The sequence below is a fragment of the Methylosarcina fibrata AML-C10 genome (assembly GCF_000372865.1).
Taxonomy (GTDB): Bacteria; Pseudomonadota; Gammaproteobacteria; order Methylococcales; family Methylomonadaceae; genus Methylosarcina; species Methylosarcina fibrata.
The window spans coordinates 150,040-169,579 of sequence record NZ_KB889965.1 but is presented as its reverse complement, the minus strand read 5'-3'; the positions used below and the strand labels follow the sequence as shown (position 1 = coordinate 169,579).

At 54.7% G+C, this 19,540-nt stretch carries 18 protein-coding genes; 7 read left to right on the top strand and 11 right to left on the bottom strand.

All coding sequences use genetic code 11. The features are described from left to right. The first annotated feature begins 173 nt into the window (after positions 1–173). Together A3OW_RS0100790 and A3OW_RS0100785 are read left to right on the top strand one after the other, a co-directional pair. On the top strand, positions 174–686 hold the full coding sequence (locus A3OW_RS0100790) for a lipocalin family protein (RefSeq protein ID WP_026223232.1): 513 nt from the start codon (positions 174–176) through the stop codon (positions 684–686). Positions 687–841: 155 nt separating this feature from the next. Further along, positions 842–1,345, top strand: a complete 504-nt coding sequence (locus tag A3OW_RS0100785) for a DUF2380 domain-containing protein (protein ID WP_020561537.1) — start codon at positions 842–844, stop codon at positions 1,343–1,345. Between the two features lie 22 nt (positions 1,346–1,367). On the opposite strand, the gene A3OW_RS0100780 is transcribed toward A3OW_RS0100785, so the two are convergent. Together A3OW_RS0100780 and mobA are read right to left on the bottom strand one after the other, a co-directional pair. Beyond that, positions 1,368–2,528 carry a pyridoxal phosphate-dependent aminotransferase gene (locus tag A3OW_RS0100780; protein ID WP_020561536.1) on the bottom strand — a complete coding sequence of 387 codons (1,161 nt, stop codon included), beginning with the start codon at positions 2,526–2,528 and terminating at the stop codon, positions 1,368–1,370. Continuing rightward, positions 2,518–3,129 (bottom strand): molybdenum cofactor guanylyltransferase MobA, encoded by a 612-nt coding sequence (gene mobA, locus A3OW_RS0100775; protein WP_020561535.1) that lies wholly within the window; start codon positions 3,127–3,129, stop codon positions 2,518–2,520. Before mobA ends, A3OW_RS0100780 begins: the two co-directional genes overlap by 11 nt. Positions 3,130–3,165: 36 nt before the next feature. Between mobA and A3OW_RS0100770 the strand changes: the two genes are divergently transcribed. After that, positions 3,166–3,618 (top strand): DUF302 domain-containing protein, encoded by a 453-nt coding sequence (locus tag A3OW_RS0100770; RefSeq protein WP_020561534.1) that lies wholly within the window; start codon positions 3,166–3,168, stop codon positions 3,616–3,618. Positions 3,619–3,648: 30 nt separating this feature from the next. Here A3OW_RS0100770 and A3OW_RS0100765 read toward each other — a convergent pair whose 3' ends face one another. From A3OW_RS0100765 to A3OW_RS0100745, 5 genes are all read right to left on the bottom strand, one after another. Continuing rightward, positions 3,649–6,462 (bottom strand): bifunctional diguanylate cyclase/phosphodiesterase, encoded by a 2,814-nt coding sequence (locus A3OW_RS0100765; RefSeq protein ID WP_020561533.1) that lies wholly within the window; start codon positions 6,460–6,462, stop codon positions 3,649–3,651. Then, positions 6,455–6,670: a hypothetical protein gene (locus A3OW_RS27530; protein WP_157385756.1), complete on the bottom strand. Its 216-nt coding sequence runs from the start codon at positions 6,668–6,670 to the stop codon at positions 6,455–6,457. The genes A3OW_RS0100765 and A3OW_RS27530 overlap by 8 nt, the downstream gene beginning before the upstream one ends. A gap of 369 nt (positions 6,671–7,039) precedes the next feature. Next, positions 7,040–8,153, bottom strand: a protein-coding gene (locus tag A3OW_RS26735) for an IS630 family transposase (protein WP_085984322.1) whose coding sequence is annotated in 2 segments (ribosomal slippage) — positions 7,040–7,727 and positions 7,726–8,153 — 1,116 coding nt in all. Because the reading frame shifts where the segments join, the coding sequence is not laid out codon by codon here. Between the two features lie 248 nt (positions 8,154–8,401). Then, entirely contained in the window at positions 8,402–10,645 is a 2,244-nt protein-coding gene (locus A3OW_RS0100750) for a heavy metal translocating P-type ATPase (RefSeq protein ID WP_020561532.1), read from the bottom strand. A 29-nt stretch (positions 10,646–10,674) separates the two neighbouring features. Further along, on the bottom strand, positions 10,675–10,884 hold the full coding sequence (locus tag A3OW_RS0100745) for a heavy-metal-associated domain-containing protein (RefSeq protein ID WP_020561531.1): 210 nt from the start codon (positions 10,882–10,884) through the stop codon (positions 10,675–10,677). Positions 10,885–11,081: 197 nt separating this feature from the next. Between A3OW_RS0100745 and hflD the strand changes: the two genes are divergently transcribed. From hflD to A3OW_RS0100725, 4 genes are read left to right on the top strand one after another with little or no spacing between them, the layout of a single operon-like run. Then, on the top strand, positions 11,082–11,717 hold the full coding sequence (gene hflD / locus A3OW_RS0100740) for a high frequency lysogenization protein HflD (RefSeq protein WP_020561530.1): 636 nt from the start codon (positions 11,082–11,084) through the stop codon (positions 11,715–11,717). Further along, on the top strand, positions 11,714–12,649 hold the full coding sequence (locus tag A3OW_RS0100735) for an ABC transporter ATP-binding protein (protein ID WP_020561529.1): 936 nt from the start codon (positions 11,714–11,716) through the stop codon (positions 12,647–12,649). The genes hflD and A3OW_RS0100735 overlap by 4 nt, the downstream gene beginning before the upstream one ends. Before the next feature lie 2 nt (positions 12,650–12,651). Then, a complete protein-coding gene (locus A3OW_RS0100730) occupies positions 12,652–13,404 on the top strand; it encodes an ABC transporter permease subunit (RefSeq protein WP_026223231.1) in 753 nt (250 codons plus the stop codon). After that, entirely contained in the window at positions 13,401–14,747 is a 1,347-nt protein-coding gene (locus A3OW_RS0100725) for a GldG family protein (RefSeq protein WP_020561527.1), read from the top strand. Before A3OW_RS0100730 ends, A3OW_RS0100725 begins: the two co-directional genes overlap by 4 nt. A gap of 33 nt (positions 14,748–14,780) precedes the next feature. On the opposite strand, the gene A3OW_RS23680 is transcribed toward A3OW_RS0100725, so the two are convergent. The 4 genes from A3OW_RS23680 to A3OW_RS0100705 all read right to left on the bottom strand — a co-directional run bounded on the left by A3OW_RS23680 (position 14,781) and on the right by A3OW_RS0100705 (position 19,514). Continuing rightward, the gene (locus tag A3OW_RS23680) at positions 14,781–15,221 is read right to left on the bottom strand and encodes a hypothetical protein (protein WP_020561526.1); all 441 of its coding nucleotides are present in this window, start codon (positions 15,219–15,221) and stop codon (positions 14,781–14,783) included. A 62-nt stretch (positions 15,222–15,283) separates the two neighbouring features. Further along, positions 15,284–16,669, bottom strand: a complete 1,386-nt coding sequence (locus A3OW_RS0100715; RefSeq protein ID WP_026223230.1) for a cytochrome b6 — start codon at positions 16,667–16,669, stop codon at positions 15,284–15,286. Between the two features lie 231 nt (positions 16,670–16,900). Then, positions 16,901–19,177, bottom strand: coding sequence for a putative bifunctional diguanylate cyclase/phosphodiesterase (locus A3OW_RS0100710; protein WP_026223229.1), 2,277 nt, complete (start codon positions 19,175–19,177; stop codon positions 16,901–16,903). Then, complete coding sequence (locus A3OW_RS0100705; protein ID WP_020561524.1) at positions 19,158–19,514, bottom strand: hypothetical protein; 357 nt, start codon at positions 19,512–19,514, stop codon at positions 19,158–19,160. Before A3OW_RS0100705 ends, A3OW_RS0100710 begins: the two co-directional genes overlap by 20 nt. Between the last annotated feature and the right edge of the window lie 26 nt (positions 19,515–19,540).

Below are 19,540 nucleotides of genomic sequence, written 5' to 3'. Positions count from 1 at the left end.
GAAACACGGTTGTTCTCTATCCAGCAGACGTTCCTATCGACAGTTATTTATCATTCATGATCAAGAATATCAAAAATATTTCTATAATTCTCTTTAAGTCTTGATACGCCGTTTCCTCCAGTTAGGAACGGACGTTTCTAATTGAGTTTAATCCTTCGTATTTTGATCGCGCCATGAATATATTAATTCTCGTTACTCTTCTAATGGTAAGCTGCACAAAAATTCCCAAAGGCATCGAAGCGGTGAACGGCTTCGACGTGACTCGCTATACCGGCACATGGTATGAGATAGCCCGACTGGACAACCGGTTTGAAAGAGGGCTGGAAAACATTTCTGCCACTTATACGTTAAGAAAGGACGGCGGCATCGATATTCTCAACCAGGGCCTGGACCTGGAAGACGGCACTCCGGAAAAGGCCGAAGGCAAGGGTTATTTCATTCAGGAACCGAACAAAGGGCGGCTGAAGGTGTCTTTTTTAGGCCCTTTTTACAGCAGTTACAATATTATCGCGCTGGATAAAAACCGGTACTCCTACGCCATGGTGACCGGCCCCAACAAATCGTATCTATGGATCCTGTCGAGAACCAGGCAAATACCCAAGGAAATCCTCGACCGATTGATAGCGCAGGCAAAAAGCCAGGGTTTTGAAACCGACAAGCTGATTTTTGTCAAACACCAGTCCTGACAGATTGGGCTCGCGTCAGAAAGCTCAACGAGCTGCCAGCGGTTTTTGCCGAGGTTCGCAATCCGGTTTGCACTTCTCTTAAGTTATTATAATTGATAGAGATTCTTTAAGGCTCGTTCGAAATGAAGATTCCCGTGAAACTCCGGTCATACACAATGATGATTGCCCTGCTCGCCAGCCCGGTTCTGGCCGAGCCGCCTCAAAAAATCCGCATCGCCGTCTTGGAGTTCGAGTTGAAAGATACGACTCTGGCCCCGGCGATACCGGCCGAAATCGCCAGAACGGCGAGCATTAAGCCGCTGCTGGAACAGGAACTGAAAAGATTGGGTTACGAAATCATTGCCGTCGCCCGATCCGATCAACAAAAAGCCAATGCGGGAGTCGGCTATCTGTTCGATCATCCCGACATCGCCGCCCGGCTCGGCAGGGCTTATCACACGGATTATGTGATCGTAGGCCGCCTGCATAAACCCAGCTTTCTGTTTTTCTATCTGATGGCCCATCTCATCGAGACCGATAAGGCCGAATGGGTCGGCAATTACGTTGCCGAAGTCAAGGGAGGAGAAAAACAATTGATCTTGAAAGGCGTGGAAAGCCTGGCCGCCCGCCTCGATCAAACTCTGAACCGGCGCCAGCCGCAAGACCGTCAACATCGATAAATCGACTTTTTTCGGCTTCAGGTCAAACCAGCCGGCGGATTCCCCTAATTAACCGATCCATCGCTTCATCGACCAGGGCCGGATTCAGCATTCCGTAAGACAGCCTCAGGTAGCAGCCGTCCTTAAGGCCGAAGGCGGATCCTGGAATCGTGGCGATTTTAAAATCGCGGATTAACGACTCCACGACCGCCAGATCGTTTTTTTCGGTGTGAAGTTGCAAAAGAAAATAAAAGGCGCCCTGGGTGACGGTAAAATCGCAAAGGTCGGCATGCGGTTCCAGACGTCCGATGACATGGCTGCGCACCTCGGCCAATGGCCGAAGCTGCCGTTTGCAGTACGCAGAGCCCGCGGACAAGGCGCCCGCCGCCGCATGCTGCGCAATCCCGGGCGCACAGATCAGATTGGTGTCCTGTATCTTGAGAAAAGCCGAATGCAGGTGTTCGGGATAGACCGCGTAACCGATACGCCACCCGGCAAAGCCATAGGCTTTGGACAGGGAATACAACGAAATGGTAGAAGCCTCGGCTCCCGGAATCGATCCCGGAGAAAAATGCGCCGCACCGTCATAAGTAAAATATTCGTAGGCTTCGTCGCTGACATGGTAAATGCCGTGTTCGCGGCAAAGCGCATTGACCGCTCTCAAAGCGGCTTCGGGATAGACCGCGCCGCTGGGATTGTTCGGGGAAACGGTGACCACGGCCCGGGTTTTTTCGTTTATCGCGGTTGCCAAGGCGTCGAGATCCAGTTGATAGTCGCCGCCGGTCGGCACAAAAACCGGCTCGCAGTTCGCCATCCGTATGGCCATCTCGTGATTGAAATAGTAAGGCAGCGGCAAGATGATTTCATCGCCGGGATCGGCAATGGCCAGAATGCTGCTGAGAAACGCCATGTTGGAGCCCGCGGTCACCATCACCCGGTAGCCTCCGGCGGTATCGATGCCGTTGTCCGTCTGCAACTTGTTCCCGATCATTTCGAGCAGAAACGGTGAGCCGCTCGCAGGTCCGTACAGAAAATGCTCCGGTTTTTCGCCAAATTCCCGAACGGCCTGAAGCGCGGCCGGCGGCGGAGGATACGACACCATGCCTTGCCCCAGCGAAAGCGCGCCGGGCGTATTGCGCGTCCATTCGCCGACGACCGGTATGATCGGCGCCTGCACGGCGGTCATGCGGCGGCTACTGCGCATGACCGTTTCCCGCCCTGCTCTCCAGCTCGGTTAGTTCGGCCGGCGTATTGACGTTCACGAACAGCTCGGGCGTCTTGCTGAAATCCACCGGAACCGTATGCAATTGCTCCAGCCAGCCGCCGATCTTCCGTTGGCCGTTGTCCAGATAGCGCTGCAAACTGCCGGCCAGAGAGGTCCTGAGCGCCAGAAAAACCGGATGCCATCGTTCTCCATCGCAAGCCACGGCGGCCTCGGCACGATTCTCCACCAGCGCCGCCATCAATCGGCGCAGATGGCCGGGCAGAATCAACGGCGAGTCGCAGGGCACGACCAGCAGCACGTCGGAATCGGCCTGCCTCATCGCGGCTAAAATGCCGGCCAGAGGTCCGTCAAAGCTGTCGGTCGCATCGGTAACGACGGGCAGGCCGAATTGACGGTAATGATCAAGATTGCGATTGGCGTTGATGAGCGTCTGCCGGGCGACCCCGGACAAAGCCTCCACGGCATACGAAACCATCGGACGGCCCCGGTAAAGGATCAGCCCCTTGTCCCGATGATCCATGCGCCGGGCGCGGCCGCCCGCCAGAATGACTCCCGTCGCTTCAGTTTGATCCGTCGTCATGGTACTCTTGGTAGTTCGTAATCGGTAAACATCGACATGGTCAACATCATCGCAATCTGCTCGTTTCTAATGATCGTTTCCGGGTGCGCCACCCAACCCGGTGAATTTATCCCATATTATCAGGTGGCCACTCAAAAACCCTACGACGATGTCTTGGCCGAACTGGAAATAGCCATCAGCGAAAACAATTTCCGCGTCACCGGACACAGCCGGGTCGGCAAAGTCATCCGCGAACGAGGCGCCAAAGACTTCCCGGACTACGACACGATTCAGTTCTGTAATCTGACCCATGCCCGAACGATCCTGACCCTATCACCCGAAGCCATCCGGCACATGCCGTGCAATGTAGTCATGTACCGAAAAGGGGATAAAACCGTCGTACGGACGCATTTGCTGCCGACCGACACGGACAACGAGGAACTGAACCGTTTTTCGGAACAGATGAATCAAACACTCAAACAGATGATCGATTTTGCCGCCGAAAATTGACCTGGAAAAACTCGCCCCCGACCTATTCCTTCAAATATAAGGCTCGGGCTTGCCCATGCAATCCCCTTGCGCATAGTCGATCTTGAGCTCCTTCAGCACTTCCAGAATCTGGCTGTTTTCGACGAATTTGGCCACCGTTTTTTTGCCGAATGCATGGGCGACCCCGGACAAGGCTTTGACGAATAGTTTATCATCTTCCGTCTTGTTGATTTTCCGGATGAACGAACCGTCGATTTTCACGTAATCGACCGGAAAGTGTTTCAAATAATAAAACGAAGAAAAACCGACCCCGAAATCGTCGAGCGCGAGAACACAGCCCAAGGCCTTGATCTGCATGATCAACGCCTCGGCGGCGGCAAAATTGGACACCACATCGGTTTCGGAAATCTCGAAGATGATTTTTTCCGGCGCGACTTCGGGCACATCCAGTAAGCGCGTAATGTCGTCGAACAGAGAGGCCTCGTTCAGCAATCGCCCGGACAGATTGACCGTCAATTTATAATCCTTGCCGCTCCTTTTTAACTCGACCAGCTTCTGAACCGCTTTTTTCAGCACCAGACGATCGATTTTGCCGATCAGTCCGAGTTCTTCGGCGTACAGGATAAATTCCTCGGGCATCACCGTTCGGCCGTCGTCCAGTTGCAGACGAATCAGGCATTCGTAGTGGCTGATCGCGTTCGTTTCGAGATATACGATGGGCTGAAACAAGAGCACGAACCGGTCGTGGGCGATGGCGTTTTCCAGGGTCTGCCGCCAATACAGCATCCGGTTCAGCTTGATCTGATAATCGAAATCGGGCGAAAAAACGTGACATCTTCCGTTGCCCGAGGTTCTAGCTTGAGACAGGGCAAAATCGGCATTGATAAACAATTCCTTGACGGTGAGTCCGTGATCCGGATAAACGGCAATGCCGATACAGGCGCTGAGCTGGAAATCTTTTCCGGCAAACTCTTCACCCAGGCGGATCAATTCCTGTCCGATTTTCTCGGCGATCCGTCTTGCTTCCCTGACGTCCGCATAAGGAAAGGCCAGGGCAAACTCGTCCCCTTCCAGACGGCTTAAGAGATCGGTGGAACGCATGATGTCCTTCAGCTTATTGGCGACAAGCGTCAATAATTTATCCCCCGCCTCATGACCGCTGAGAGTATTGACCGATTTGAACCGGTCCAGGTCCAGACAAAACAAGGCGGACTTGTATCCGTAGCGTTGCGCCGATGCCAGCAGTGCCGCCAGATCCTCCTGAAATTTTTTGCGATTGCTCAGGCCGGTCAGATAATCCCGGGTGGACGTGCTGAGAATCGCCTGCTCGTACAGTTTGCGTTCGCTGTTGTCGACGCCCAGGGTCAATATGACCGGTTCTTCCTGGACATTGCCCCGTTTGAACAGTTTGTGCAGCCAGGAAATATTCCGCTGCTTGCCGCTGTCGGTCACGAGCAACCCGTCGATCAGAACCTGGTCGGAAAATTTGCCGGTTCTTAACTGATTCAACTTTTTTAAATGTTCCCAGTCCGATTCCGGCAAATACAGATCGAACACCTTGCCGATGATGGCCTTGCCGTCCGTCTCAAAATGATGAATTCCGGCCTGATTGATCGTCAAAATCATGCCGTTCAGTTTTTGCGTCATGATAATGATCGGAGCCGCTTCAATCAACTGCCTGCTGAAGTCTCTTTCATTGGCCAGTTCCTGGCTTTTTTCGAGCAGTTGCAAGGTGTTGCTGCGGACCTCCTTTTCCAGATATTCCAGATGATCGGTCAAGGCCAGAGCGGTCTGATTCAAGCGGTCAAGTTCGTCGTATCCCGAGATGTAACTGTCGTTGCTGACGATCTGTTCTCTGAAACGGTCGTACTGATTCTGCGACAACAAGGGTAAAGCCGTAGCCAGCCTGCCCACCCGGCGCAAGGCGATGTGCACGACCAGGGTCAGCAAAATCAGAGAGGCCGTCAAACTGATGACGCCATACAGCCAGACCTGTCTCAAATCCTCGTTTAATTTTTTTACCTCGGCGGTAATGTCGTCGATCAGCAGAAAATAAGGAGGACTGCTCTCGGTTTTATGCTGAACGGGAGTGATTCTTACTTCAAAAACGGAGCCGTTGAAATTGACGGTTTTACTGTGCGCCAATAATTCCGTTAACGCGAGTTTATTCGAAATATACTGGTACAAGGGCATGTTTTTTTCGTACAAAGTCAAACCCGACAACGTGAAAGGCCAATCGGAGCGGCCGGTTTTTGCCGCATCGTGGTTCCCGTCGGCCACCAGCAAACCGATGTCCGAATTGGTTTCGCTCTTGTATTTGATGATTACGTCGGCAAACGAGCGAATGACGCTGAAGGCGCCTATGGATTCCAGCTCTCCCATCACCGGCACGATCACCTGAAGAAAACAGCCTTCCTGACAGAACAACCGATGGGCCGGCATCTCGTCGCGCAATACCCGCTTCACCGCCGCCGTCGAGGAGCTCTGCGAACCGCCCCAGAACTTGATTCTTTTCCCCTTGTCATCGAAGAAGGCGATGCTCTCCATGTCCCAGCTCAATTGCCAGCGGGACCAGTTTTCATCCAGATTGGCGAAAACATGATGCTTGATCTTTTTGGGCTCGTTCGGAAGCTCGCCCATCAACGGCAGCAATTCGGCAAATTGCTCCAGCACTAGAAACGAATCTTCCGTTAAAGTCTTGACGATATTGATATGGTTGTTTTCGATGTTTTTTCTGTCCATAGAAAAATTATCGATCGCGTCCAGATAAGAAACATACGAGAAAATGCTGTGCAATACCAGAAACACGGTGCCGAACATCAGCACCAGTTTCCAGCGAAGACTGAAAAAACGTTCGTTATTCATTCAGCTTCCTAAAACCTGAACGATAATTGCAAGCCATACCAATTCCAGTCCTGAACGATGTTCCATCGATAATCGTATTCACCGGTTCACCGGTCAGCGTGAGTTTTCCGCCATTGTATTGCGCTGAAAACATTAAAGGTTGAACGTGCGTCCGGCCGGCCAAAAAATGATCGAAAGCTAAAGGATGATAGTCTAGCTCAAGATCCATAGAACTTAATCTCGCCGCCGTTGATTTCGTAATTCGGTTGAGCCGCAGGTTGTGTCTTAAACCGTCCCGACGCTCTGCCGCCCGGTATCGTGGAGCGAATTTCCCTGTTATTTTCTAATGGTACAGCATAATTGAATTTGAAGGAAAAATCCCCGTAAGAGGAGCCTCCGTGCGCGGAGATCTACAACGGACTGGAGCGGTCGAAATCAATGCCCTGCGATAACGGGATTGTCGGATCAGTAACGGCCACGTCACAGGTTTCGCTATACGGACCGAAAGAAATTTTGACTCACCCGGCGCAGCTTCCGAGCCTGTAATCCGTGTTAAAAATTTTCCACCCCCAAAGTTAGCGACCATGCTAGTAGTCAGTCACGAAGAAACACAAGGATACAGGCGAGCCAGTTTACGTCGTGCCTGTTGCGTCGTAAATCGCCAATTGACGGGCGTCGCCTTGGTGTTGCGCGGTAGGATATTGGCTTCGACCTCACGCCGGAGGCTCTCTGTGTCCGGTATCCGCTGTGATAAACACATGTTCGACAAGACGGCCAGTTCGATCTCAGCGATGTTTAGCCAACTGCCATGCTTGGGCGTGTAGTGGAACTCCAGCCGTCGCGCCAATTCACGGGCTTGCTCTGCTGGAAAGGCTTCATACAAAGACGCCATTTTATGGGTATTCAGATTGTCCAGCACCACCCGGATCACCGCCGCGTCCGGATAAAGTTCAGCGATATGCTTCATGCTGTGCGCGAATTCGATTTTGGTCCGCCGCGCGGTGATGTCCACCTGCCGAAAACCGCGTTTAGGTTCGCAGATCATCATCAAATCGCAGACGCCTTTCCGTTCATAGCCGGTGTCATAGCGGGCCGGTTGACCGGGCTCAGGCGGGAGAGGTTGGCGGACTTCCGCAATGAGTTGCTTCGGACTTTCGTCGAAACACACAACCGGGCGCAACGGATCGTAGGGTTCTTCATAAAGGTCCAGCACGTCTTCCATCGCCGCGACAAATTCAGCACTCACCTCGGGAATGCACCACTCTTGCTTCTGCCAGGGTTTGAGAGTGTTTTTTTAAAAGCTGACGGATGGTTTCATAGCTGCAACGGTCGGCATACGCTAATTCCACCACTTTGTCCGCCAACAACCGCAAGGTCCAGTGATCATGCCCTGTCGGCGCCTCACTACAAGCCAAGGCGATAATATGGGCGGCCTGCTTCTCCGTCAGTTTTGGGGCACGTCCTGGACGGGGGCGTTCTTTCAGGGCGGCTTCCGGGCCTTCTTCCACACACCGTTGGCGCGTCGTCAACACCATTGATTCCGAGACACCCAAAGCTTGGATAATGTCTTTATCCTGAATACCCGCTGCCGCTTTTAATAAAATTCGCGCGCGTGTCAGATGGCGTGCCGCGGCTTTTCCTTTGTTGATCATGGCTTCCAAGCCACGCTTTTCGTCTTCAGTCAGATTGACTTTGTATTTAAGAGCTGGCATTGCTTGACCTCAATCAGTAACCATCAATGCCACTATAGAGTGACTTACAAGCCCAATATATCCTTTTGATTTAAATTGACTGACTACTAGGTTGCTTTACAGCGCAAGCGGTCGCCATCATTCGACGTCCGTTCGGTGCCGGACACGGCCTTCCATAGCAAGGCAGCCGCCGGCGCGCTACAGCGCGCCGGTTTTTTCGGCCTTTCGCCGGGATCAAACAGCGATCGCCGCCAGCTTTATCCTGTTTCTCACGATTCGCCGCCGAATTTCAGCCAGCGTAAACGATTGGCGTTGGTGACCACCGTAACCGACGATAAAGCCATGGCCGCTCCGGCGATCATCGGATTCAACAGGATGCCGAACACGGGATAGAGCAAACCTGCCGCCACCGGAATGCTGACGGTATTGTAAAAAAAGGCGCCGAACAGATTCTGCCGGATATTAGCGACGGTGGCTTTGGATAACCCGACCACTTCGGGGACCTTCAGCAAAGACCCTTGGATAATGACCACGTCGGCGCTTTCGATGGCGACGTCCGTGCCGGTGCCGATGGCCATGCCGACGTCCGCCTGCGCCAGGGCCGGCGCATCGTTGATGCCGTCGCCCACCATGCCGACGATTTCGCCTTGCCGCTGCAATTCCTTGACCACCGCCGCCTTGTCCTTCGGTAAAACCTGCGCCCTGACTTCGGCAATGCCTGCCTGCTCCGCGACGGCCCTGGCCGTCGTTTCATTGTCGCCGGTCACCATCAACAGCCGGATGCCCAGTCTCTGCAACCGCTCCACAGCCGCGGCGGAATCCTTCTTGATAGGATCGGAAACCGCGACGATACCGGCCAATCGGCCCTTGACCGCCAGCAGCATCGGCGTCTGGCCCAACGAAGACAGTTGTTCAAGCCGGCCGTCATAACGGGAAATATCGATTCCATGTTGTTCCATCAACGCTTTATTGCCGAAAACGACGTCCTGGCCGCCGATCTGCCCGGTCACGCCGTGGCCTGCGACCGCTTTAAATTTCGCTACCTTTTCGAGCGGGATCCGTTTTTCCTTCGCGGCGGACAGAATGGCCGCCGCCAACGGATGCTCCGAACCGGATTCGATACTGGCCGCCCAGCGCAACACGTCCGCTTCGGCATGACCGTCGGCCACCTCGACCGTGGCCACGGTCGGCTTGCCTTCGGTCACCGTTCCGGTTTTGTCGAGAACCAGACAGGTCAGCTTGCCGGCCGTCTGCAGAGCCTCGCCTTTGCGGATCAGAATGCCCGACTGCGCCGCTCTGCCCACACCCACCATGACCGAAATCGGGGTCGCAAGGCCCAATGCGCACGGACAGGCGATCACCAGCACGGTCATCGAGGTGACGAAAGCATAACCGAGCGAAGGGACCGGCCCGAAGGCATACCAGACCAGAAAGGTCAGTATGGAAATCACGACCACGACCGGAACGAAGATGCCCGAAATCTTGTCGGCCAGGCGCGCAATTTCGGGTTTGCTGCTCTGTGCCTGACGTACGCTCTGGATGATCTGCGCAAGAGCGGTATCGCGCCCTATCCGGGTGGCTTTGAACAAAAAGCTGCCGCTTTGATTCATCGTGCCGGCCACCACTTCGGCGCCTTCGCTTTTTTCCACCGGGATCGGTTCGCCGGTCAGCATCGATTCGTCCACCGTGGAATGGCCTTCCAGCAAGACGCCGTCCACCGGGATCTTTTCTCCCGGCCTGACTCTCAAGGTCTCGCCCAAACCGACCTGTTCAATCGGAATGTCCGTTTCGAAGCCGTCGCGAATGACCCGCGCCATGCGCGGCTGCAGACCGATCAGACGGCGAATGGCGCTGGAAGTCTTGCCCCGGGCCCGCGTTTCCAGGCCGGAGCCCAGGTTGATAAAAGCCAGAATGACCACGGCCGCTTCGAAATAAGCATGTTTGGCCAGAGACGGCAGCACGCCGGAATAATCGATGACGATGCAGGAATAAAGCCAGGCCGATCCCGTACCCAAAGCGATCAGCGTGTCCATGTTGGCCTGACCCAGAGAGAGTGCCTTCACCGCGCCGGTATAAAAATGCCAGCCCGAATACACCAGAATGCCCAGGGTGATGACGGCGACTTCCGGCCAGAACCATTGTCCGGCACCGGAACCGATGTCCGGCATCCCCCCTGCGTATTCCATGATCATCAGCAAAGCGCCGAAGCCGCCGGCCACCGCCGCCTTTTTCATCAGCTCCCGGTAACGCTGAAGTTCTCTCTCTTCTTCCTCCGCCGGGTCCTCGAGCCCCACCACCAGCGCCGCATCGTACCCGGCGTCCTTGACCGCCCGGACCAATTGATCGGGATCGGCATGGCCTTTGACCTGGGCGGAGTGGTCGGCAAAATTGACGCTGACCGAGGTCACGCCGGGCACCGAACTCAAAGCCCCTTCGACCGCGCTGACGCAGCCGGCACAGCTCATTCCCAATACGGACAAGCGGACTTCTTCGGAAGACTCTTCTCTACTCATGGCATCTCCTGCATCCGAATGACGACACTTTATTCGACGGTAAAGCCGGCCTCGGCGATCGCGGTCTTGATGGCCTCAAGATCGGTTTTGCTCTCTTCGAATTCGACGCTGACTTTCTTTTCTTTGCTGGACGCCTCCACCGACAATACGCCGTCGATCGAATTCAGTTTTGCTTTGACGTTGGTTTCGCAGCCGCCGCATTTCATTCCGGTCACCGTCAATTCTACAGATTCAGTCATCATGTCCTCCTTAATACGTTTTGCAATAACTCCTTATATCATACTCGACTGACCGGCGAGAATCATGTTATAAATTGGCGGATAAGAATAAAGCTCCCTTTCCTTTCCGATCATGTCAGTACCCGGATCAAGGGATTACCCGCTTCGTACGTAATTCAGACAATCCGACAAGTCATCGACATTCAGCCTTCGAGGTTATGCAGCTCAACACCATTACCAACCAAACTATCGCGCTGGCGGGAATCGCGCAGGCGGCCGCACTGGTCCAGCAACTGGCAACGACCGGCAAGGCCGATACGGACGCGATGGAAGCCAGCATTGCCAGTATTTTGAAAATAGATTCCGACAGCGTTACCGACGTATACGGCGGACTCGCGGGAGTCCGGCTGGGGCTGGAGCAGCTCAATCGGCAGATGACCGGATACAAAATCGCCAACCCGGAGCAGGCGCGTTATTCCGCGACTCTGGTTTACCTGGAGCAACAGCTTGCAAAACGCCAGGATCTGCTGAAAACGATCCGGACCGGGGTCGTCAAAGCCCAGGCGCAAAGTGAACATTTCGGGCCGATGCACGAAAACGTCCTGGCCAGTCTGGCCGATACCTACCACAGCACCATCAGCACCCTGCAGCCCAGGATCATGGTGAACGGCGAGCAGCACTATTTGACCCGGCCCGACGTGGTCAATAAAATCCGCTCCATTCTGCTGGCCGGCATCCGCTCGGTGATCCTGTGGAGACAATGCGGCGGCTCCCGCTGGAAATTTCTGTTCTACCGCAAAAAGATCCAGAACGAATTAAAAAGCCTGCTGGCACGGGTCGAGCCATCGCCATGACGCCTTTAATCGAAGCCGAACATCTTTACCGCTATTACGACGGCCACTGCGCCGTCAACGACGTCAATTTCACGCTGAACAAAGGCGAAGTGCTCGGCTTTCTCGGGCCCAACGGCGCCGGCAAGACCACCACGATGCAGATGCTGTGCGGAAATCTTGCTCCCAGTTCGGGATTGATCCGGATCAGCGGGATCGATCTTCTGGACCAGCCCAGGCTCGCCAAACGAAGCCTGGGCTATATGCCCGACACGCCACCGCTGTATAAGGACCTGACCGTGCAGGAGTTCCTGGGCTATTGCGCCGAACTCCACGGCGTGGCCAACAACCGGATTCGGCAACGCCTGGCCGAAACGCAGGAGCGCTGCGGCCTGACCGAGGTTTCGCGCCGCCTGATCGGCCAATTGTCGAAAGGCTACCAGCAAAGGGTGGGCATCGCCCAGGCCATTGTGCACAATCCCGAGCTCATCGTGCTGGACGAGCCGACGGTCGGCCTCGATCCCCTGCAGATCCGGGAAATTCGCGCCCTGATTCGGGAATTGGGACAGGAACGCGGCATCATCCTATCGACCCACATTCTCACGGAAGTGCAGGAATCGTGCACGCACGTGCAGATCATTCATCAGGGGCGCCTGATTCTGCACGAAACCATCGGCGAACTCAATCGCCACATGGGCACGGCCAGCCTCGAAATCGCCACCCGTACGCCGCCCGATCACGACGCTCTGCTGAAGATTCCGGGCGTGCTCTCGATCGAGCGGCTCGACGGCCATACGATCAGAGTCCATCACGGCGCGAAGACCGATCCGGCCAAAGAGATCGCCGAATACCTCGTCACCGGCGGCTTCGGGCTGGAAGAACTCAAGCCGGTAAAAAAATCGATGGAAGACGTTTTTATCGCCCTGACTCAAGAACCGCCTGAACACGCCTCATGAAAATGATCCTGGCCATCGCCGCCCGAGAGTTTAAAACGCAGTTCCTGTCTCCTTTCGCCTGGTCGGTGCTGGCCATTTTGCAGGCCGTGCTGGCCTATTTGTTTTTAACTCAGGTCGAAACTTTCAACCGGCTTCAGCCGCAACTGGCCGACCTGGAGAATGCGCCGGGCCTGACCGACGTCATCGTGACTCCGCTGTTCGGCAATGCCGGCATCGTCTTGCTGCTGACGACGCCTTTGCTGACGATGCGCCTGATTTGTGAAGAACGGCGCAACAAAACGCTGACGTTGCTCTTGAGCGCTCCGGTCGACAATGCCGACATCGTACTCGGCAAGTATCTCGGCTGCCTCGGTCTGCAGCTCATCCTCGTCGCCCTGACCGCGGCGATGCCGTTGTCGCTGCTGATCGGGGGGGAACTCGATTTCGGCAAGTTTTTCGCCAATGTACTCGCCTTGTCGCTGCTGGTCCTTGCCTTCACCGCGGCCGGCCTGTTCATGTCCGGCATCGCCAGCCATCCGACGGTGGCTGCCCTGGCCGGATTCGGCCTCCTCCTGATGCTCTGGATCCTGGACTGGTCGGCGGGCATGAAGGATCAAACCGGAGGTCTGTTCGAATACTTGTCGATTCTCAGGCATTTCCAGAACATTCAAAGCGGTCTGATCAGTTCGGTCGATATCGGTTATTTCCTGCTGTTCATTCTGGCCTTTCTCGTCCTGAGCATCCGCCGGCTCGACAACGACCGATTGCAAAAATGAGAATCACCCGGCATCTGCATCAACGGCTTCGCTTAAAGAATTATCTCGTCACGCTGGCGATACTGTGCCTTTTGGGCGGAACCGCCTGGTTAAGCACCCTTTATCCCTGGCAGACCGACGTGACCCGAAACGCAAGCAATACGCTGTCGCCCGCTTCGCAAAAACTGCTGGCCGCCCTGCCCGGTTCGGTCCATGTCACGGCCTATCTTCAGAAAGGACTGCCCCTTCGTCTGCAAATGGCCCAGTTGGTAGGACGCTACAGCCGGCACAAAAAGGACGTCACTCTGAGTTTCATCGATCCCGACACCCAGCCCGAGCAAACCCGCGAATTGAACATCGGCAAGGAAGGCCTTGTGCTGGTCGAATATCAGGGACGCACGGAAAAATTGAGCTTCATCGACGAGTCTTCACTGACCAACGCGTTGTTGCAACTGGCCAAGGCCGAAGACCGGTGGGTTACTTTTCTGAGCGGTCACGGCGAACGATCTCCCGACGGTCAGGCCAACTTCGATTACGGCCAGTTCGGCAAAGGGTTGAGCCGGCGTAAAATCAGCGCGCAAACGCTCAATCTGGCGGCGATTCCGGCCATTCCCGACAACTCGTCGCTGCTGGTTCTGTCCGCGCCGTCCATACCGTTCCTGCCCGGCGAAATGGATATCGTCAAACATTATCTGCAGCGCGGTGGCAACCTGCTGATATTGTCCGATCCGGACAATTTCCGGCTGGAATTCCTGCTGCACGATCTGGGGCTGAAGCAGCTTCCGGGAACCCTGGTCGATGCGGCCGCCAATCTGTATAAAATCAACGATCCGGCCTTCCTCGTCGCCTCGGAATACGCGGAGCATCCGCTGACCCGCGGCCTGCAACTGCTCAGTCTGTTTCCGGCCGCGGCCGGTTTCGAGAGCGGGGAAGAAACCGAATTCCTCGCGGTGCCCTTGCTCGGCACCGGCCCGAAGTCATGGACCGAAACAGGGCCTTTGACCGGAAAAATCAGTTTCGAACCCGATCGCCAGGAAAAGCCGGGGCCCATTCCCTTCGCTTTCGCCCTGACCCGTCAGTTGCATGCCGAAACGGAGCAGCGCGTCGTAGTCGTCGGCGACGGCGACTTTCTGGCCAATGCCTATCTCGGCAACGTCGGCAATCTGGATCTGGGCCTTAGAATGATCAACTGGCTGGTTCATGACGACCGCTTCATCGACATTCCGGCCAAAGTCGCTTCCGATAAAACCCTGTACCTGACTCAAACTTCGGTGGCCGTGATCGGTTTCGGTTTTTTGATCGTTTTGCCTTTATCGCTGGCTTTTACCGGATTTTTCATCTGGCGCCGCCGGAAAAGGCGGTAAGGCCGGACCCCAGGCTCTTCGCTACACCGGCTTTCAAGCCCTGACCGACTGTAACGCCGCCTCCGGACGCGGCAACGATTCGGGCTGGCTGAAATCGCCGCGCAAGACTTTCAGAGCGTATTTCTCCCGGTCGATCTCCTGGCGGGTGCGCACGCCCAGCCGGCGCAGCAGCGGAACCGGAGGACACCAACCCTGAACCGCGTGTTGAAATAGAAACGGCAAAACGATGCTCGGCAGCCACAGCCATCGCTTGTTCCGAGTCACGCCCAGCACAAGGCCGGTAAACGCAAGCGCCGAAGCGTTGGTTTCGAGTACGCGTTCTATGTCCCATTCACGGTCGAGTTCACCGATGCGAAGGGCAATCTCCTCGGGACTTTTTTGAGCGTATTCCCGCACGCATTCCTCTATTTCGCGGTCAATTCGGCGGTTAATTCTTTCCTGAGTATTCGCACGGACTCTGTCTGCTGTTTCCATTATTCACCTCCGGAAAATTCTATGATGATCTGAATATAAGCCGAAACAAGGACGATCCCGAATCAAAGCCGGTACATGAAGGCCACCAGATCTTCTTTCTCTTGCTTGCTGAGACGGGTGCCCAGGACCAGATTGAAAAATTCGACCGTGTCTTCCAGCGTCAGGAGACGCCCGTCGTGCAGATAGGGCGGTGAATCTTTAATCCCGCGCAACGGAAAGGTTTTGATCGGGCCGTCGGCGGCGGCAAACCGGCCGTTGATCAGGCGCGGCTTATAGAAGCGCTCGGTGCGCAGATTGTGCATCAGATTATCGGTATAGTACGGCGGAGCGTGACAGACCGAACACTGGCCCTTGCCGAAGAAGACGTCCTGTCCGCGCAACTCGGCCTCGGTGGCTTTGGCGGGATCGAGCCTGCCCAGAACGTTGAGCTTGGGAGCCGGCGGAAAGTCCATCAGTTCCTGGAACTCGGCCATGAAATGCACCTGGCTGCCCCGCTCCAGAACGTTGACGCCTTTTTTCGTCGCAATCACCGGATCGCCGTCGAAATAGGCCGCGCGCTGTTCGAATTCGGTGAAATCCTCGATGCTTCTGAGGGCGCGCTGCGAGCCGAACAAGCGCTGGATATGTACGCCCCGAAGGCTCGGCGTATCGAGGCGATGCCGGAACTCCTGCGGCCGGATGTCGCCGACCAGATGGGTGGCGGCGTTGGTGTGGCCGTTGACGTGGCAATCGAAGCACGACACGCCCCGGCTCGGTGCCTCGCTGCGCCGGTCTTCGGTCAGATTGAACTGCTGCTGTGGAAATGCCGTCAGCAGGAGCCGAAGCCCTTCCAGTTGCTTGGGATTCAAAATGCCGTTGAACAGCTCGTAATAATTCATGATGGTCACGAGCTTTCCCTGCGAAACGTCGCCGAGATCCGGACGGGTCGTCAGAAAAATGGGCGGCGGAAACTCCGGCAGCAAGTGATCGGGAAGGTCGAAGTCAATGTCGAAACGCGTCAGGTCGCGGCCTTCCTGTTTCTTGATTTCCTTGATGTGAAATTCCGGAAAGATCATGCCGCCTTCGAAGTGCTTCGGATGCGGCAAAGGGAAAAAACCTTTGGGCCAGAGATCCTGAGTCTTGATCTCTTCGTCCGTCATCCCGGAAAGTTTTTCCCAGGTCATTCCGTCCGGCAGCTTGACCCGAACGCCTTGCTGGATCGGTTTTCCCCGTGCCATGGCAACGTCCTGCGCCGCCCGATTGCTCATATCGTAGCGTTCTTCGAGCAATGCCTTCTGCTTCTGCATCAATTCGGGCTTCTTTGCCTTCATGCGGTCGAGGGTCGTGCCGAATTCTTCCTTAATCACCACCGGGAGGTAACTGGAAGGAAGCTCTTTCGCCGCGGCCGTTGCGCTCAAACCGAAAAATGCCATCCCTGCCATCAACATACCAAGTAAAGGCTCTTTCATTGCCTTGCCTCCTATCGGTCAGATATTTGACGGACTATTATTTGATAGATAAGCCTTGTTTTTTTTAGTTCAGTCCTCTTGAACGGCTTTCATCGGGAATTTCCAAACACCGCCGTCCGTCTGGCAAGGTTTGGCCGGCCGGCTTATTTTTACGGATCGGTTAATGCAAAAGGCGGTTCTCGTCGCCGAAAACCGATAGGACAGGCAGAAAAATATACAACCCGAGGGCTATTATGGCGCGCATCCTTTCCGCAACAAAACGGCAACTTCTTCCGCCGGCAGCGGCTTGCTGAAATAATATCCTTGAACGTAGTCACAGCGCAGCTCGCGTAAAAACTCCAATTGTTCCCGGCTCTCCACGCCTTCTGCGACCACTTCGAGTTTAAGTTGCTGCGCCATTAAAGTAATTGCGGAAACAATCGCCTTATCGCTGGAGTCGACGGTAATGTCGCGAACGAACGATTTATCGATTTTCAGGGCATCGATAGGAAAACGCTTAAGATAGCTGAGCGACGAATAGCCGGTGCCAAAATCATCCAGGGACAAACGCACGCCTCTGCTTTTCAAGGAATTCAGAATCTCCAGAGCGGTATCGACGTGCTGCATCAGCGTTCCTTCCGTAATCTCCAATTCAAGCAGACCGGGCGGTAAACCGGTTTCTTCCAAAGCATTCAATACGGCGTCCAGTAACGGAGGCCGGTGATAGTGTTGATAATGCGTCTGGCAGAACTGGCGGCTCGACAGATTGACCGCCAGCCGCAGCGAATAGCCGCTTTGCTGCCAGTATCTCACTTGCGCGCAAGCCGTATTCAACACCCAGACACCGATCGGCACAATAAAGCCGGTTTCTTCCGCTATCGGAATAAAATCGTTCGGAGACACTTCACCCAACTCGGGGTTGAACCAGCGGAGCAACGCTTCCACGCCGATAATCAGTCCTGTTTTAATATCTATTTGGGGCTGATAGTGGAGCGTAAACTCGTTTTTTTCCAATGCTTGCCGCAAATGTTTTTCAAGCTTTATATAACTCTGCGCAGACAGAGTCAGGTCCTGAGTGTGGAATTGATAATTGCTTTTCCCCAATTTTTTGGCGTGATACATGGCGCTATCGGCATCCGCCAACAGAGCTTCGATGTTTCTGGAGGTGTTGGGATAAATGCTGATTCCGATGCTGACGCTGACAAATACTCGATGCTGCTGAATTTCCAAAGGCTGTTTCAGCGACTCCAGAATTTTACTGGCCACCTTGGCGGCGTCCTGAGTTTCGGAAATGGCGGGCAGCATCACGACAAACTCATCACCGCCCAGGCGAGCGACGGTATCTTCCTCGCGTATCGAATGCGATATCCGGTGCGCAACTTTTTTCAGAAGAATATCGCCGAGCGCGTGGCCGATACTGTCGTTGACCAGTTTGAAATTGTCCATGTCAATAAACAGGATGCCGACCATGTCTCCGCTCCGTTGCGCATGAGCAACCGCCTGTTCGATTCGATCATTGAGCAAGGCTCTGTTCGGAAGTCCGGTCAGAAAGTCGAAATGAGCCATGTAATGCAGGCGTTTTCTAGCCCGTTTGACTTCCGCCATTTCATGGGCATTATCCAATACCAGCGACAGGGAATTCGAAAAACTTAAAGCCAGCTCTTCGTCGCCGTGACTGAAGGATTCGCCTCCTTTCTTGTCGCATAAATAGATGCGCCCGTACACTTTGCCGTTATGGGAAATGGGCACCGCAAGGAATGATTTCATGGGCGGATGGTTGGGAGGAAAACCGACGCTGCGCGGGTCTTTCGAAATATTTTCGATTCTCAAGGACACGTTGTCCTGTATCACGACGCCCAGCAAGCCTTTCCCTTCCGGAAAACGGCCGATGTCCTGCACCTGCCTTTCACTGAGGCCGGTATGGATAAAATGCTTGAGCTGACCCGATTCAGCGAGTATGCCGATGGCGCCGTAACGCGCTTCGAGCAGCTTGGCCAGCGCTTCTATGCCGGATTGCAGCACGTCTTTCTGGACTGAAGTATGCGCCAGCACACTCAGCAGATTGCGTGAAGCGTCATGCAATTCTTCCAGTTTTTTCGCCCAGCCTACGATCAGTTCATGTTCACTGGCCAGTTGATCTTTTAGCCTTCGGGTTTCCTGCAATAAAAGCTGTTCCCGTTTCAGCAATTTTTCCAGCATGCTCTGGCGAGTCACCACGCCGATGTAGTGTTGCTCATCGAGTACGGGAACGGCGTCCAGCCCCAGTTGATCCATGATTTTTAAGGCATTGTGCACGTCAATGCTCGGCGCAATGGACATCGACTCCCTATGTTCGACAAGATCTGCGAAAATCCAGTCGGGATGTTGAACGATATCGCGTTCGGTCGCCAGACCGCAGAAAATCCCGTTGTCTGTCGATTCCCGGAATACCGCGAAGAAAGTTCTGGCTTCTCCGGGGCGCGGTCGATCTTCTTCCAGCACGCGCGAGACGCCGGCACAAAGACAGTCTTTAACGGTCAATGGCTTCACTAGCAATCCCCGCGGACAAAAAAACGTTGATGTCGACTTCCGCCTGCAGGACTTCATCCGAGCCCATCAGAGGTTTCAATTGAGTGATGACAAAATCGACCAGCCTTTCTCTGGAAACGCGCCGCAATATACTCTGGCGCACCAGGACGTCCGAAATGATTTCGTCCTCGAGCTCGATATGTTCAAAAGGCGTTTTGATCAGCAGTTCTATGGCCCTGCGCATCGCTATGCATCCGATCGGCGCGTCTTTGCCCAAGACCAGCATGTCTTTTAACGGCGGTATGGCGTATTCACTGATCCGGGCAGAAATATGAAATTTTTTTTCGCTGGTGGTCATGTCAACAAGAGCCCTACTGAATTATT

Coding starts and splice junctions, on each gene's coding strand:
- A3OW_RS0100725 (WP_020561527.1), top strand. CDS start 13,401: ATGAGAATCACCCGGCATCTGCATCAACGGCTTCGCTTAAAGAATTAT.
- A3OW_RS0100790 (WP_026223232.1), top strand. CDS start 174: ATGAATATATTAATTCTCGTTACTCTTCTAATGGTAAGCTGCACAAAA.
- A3OW_RS27530 (WP_157385756.1), bottom strand. CDS start 6,670: ATGGATCTTGAGCTAGACTATCATCCTTTAGCTTTCGATCATTTTTTG.
- A3OW_RS0100750 (WP_020561532.1), bottom strand. CDS start 10,645: ATGAGTAGAGAAGAGTCTTCCGAAGAAGTCCGCTTGTCCGTATTGGGA.
- A3OW_RS0100765 (WP_020561533.1), bottom strand. CDS start 6,462: ATGAATAACGAACGTTTTTTCAGTCTTCGCTGGAAACTGGTGCTGATG.
- A3OW_RS0100730 (WP_026223231.1), top strand. CDS start 12,652: ATGATCCTGGCCATCGCCGCCCGAGAGTTTAAAACGCAGTTCCTGTCT.
- mobA (WP_020561535.1), bottom strand. CDS start 3,129: ATGACGACGGATCAAACTGAAGCGACGGGAGTCATTCTGGCGGGCGGC.
- A3OW_RS0100715 (WP_026223230.1), bottom strand. CDS start 16,669: ATGAAAGAGCCTTTACTTGGTATGTTGATGGCAGGGATGGCATTTTTC.
- A3OW_RS23680 (WP_020561526.1), bottom strand. CDS start 15,221: ATGGAAACAGCAGACAGAGTCCGTGCGAATACTCAGGAAAGAATTAAC.
- A3OW_RS0100770 (WP_020561534.1), top strand. CDS start 3,166: ATGGTCAACATCATCGCAATCTGCTCGTTTCTAATGATCGTTTCCGGG.
- A3OW_RS0100785 (WP_020561537.1), top strand. CDS start 842: ATGATGATTGCCCTGCTCGCCAGCCCGGTTCTGGCCGAGCCGCCTCAA.
- A3OW_RS0100745 (WP_020561531.1), bottom strand. CDS start 10,884: ATGACTGAATCTGTAGAATTGACGGTGACCGGAATGAAATGCGGCGGC.
- A3OW_RS0100735 (WP_020561529.1), top strand. CDS start 11,714: ATGACGCCTTTAATCGAAGCCGAACATCTTTACCGCTATTACGACGGC.
- A3OW_RS0100780 (WP_020561536.1), bottom strand. CDS start 2,528: ATGCGCAGTAGCCGCCGCATGACCGCCGTGCAGGCGCCGATCATACCG.
- A3OW_RS0100705 (WP_020561524.1), bottom strand. CDS start 19,514: ATGACCACCAGCGAAAAAAAATTTCATATTTCTGCCCGGATCAGTGAA.
- hflD (WP_020561530.1), top strand. CDS start 11,082: ATGCAGCTCAACACCATTACCAACCAAACTATCGCGCTGGCGGGAATC.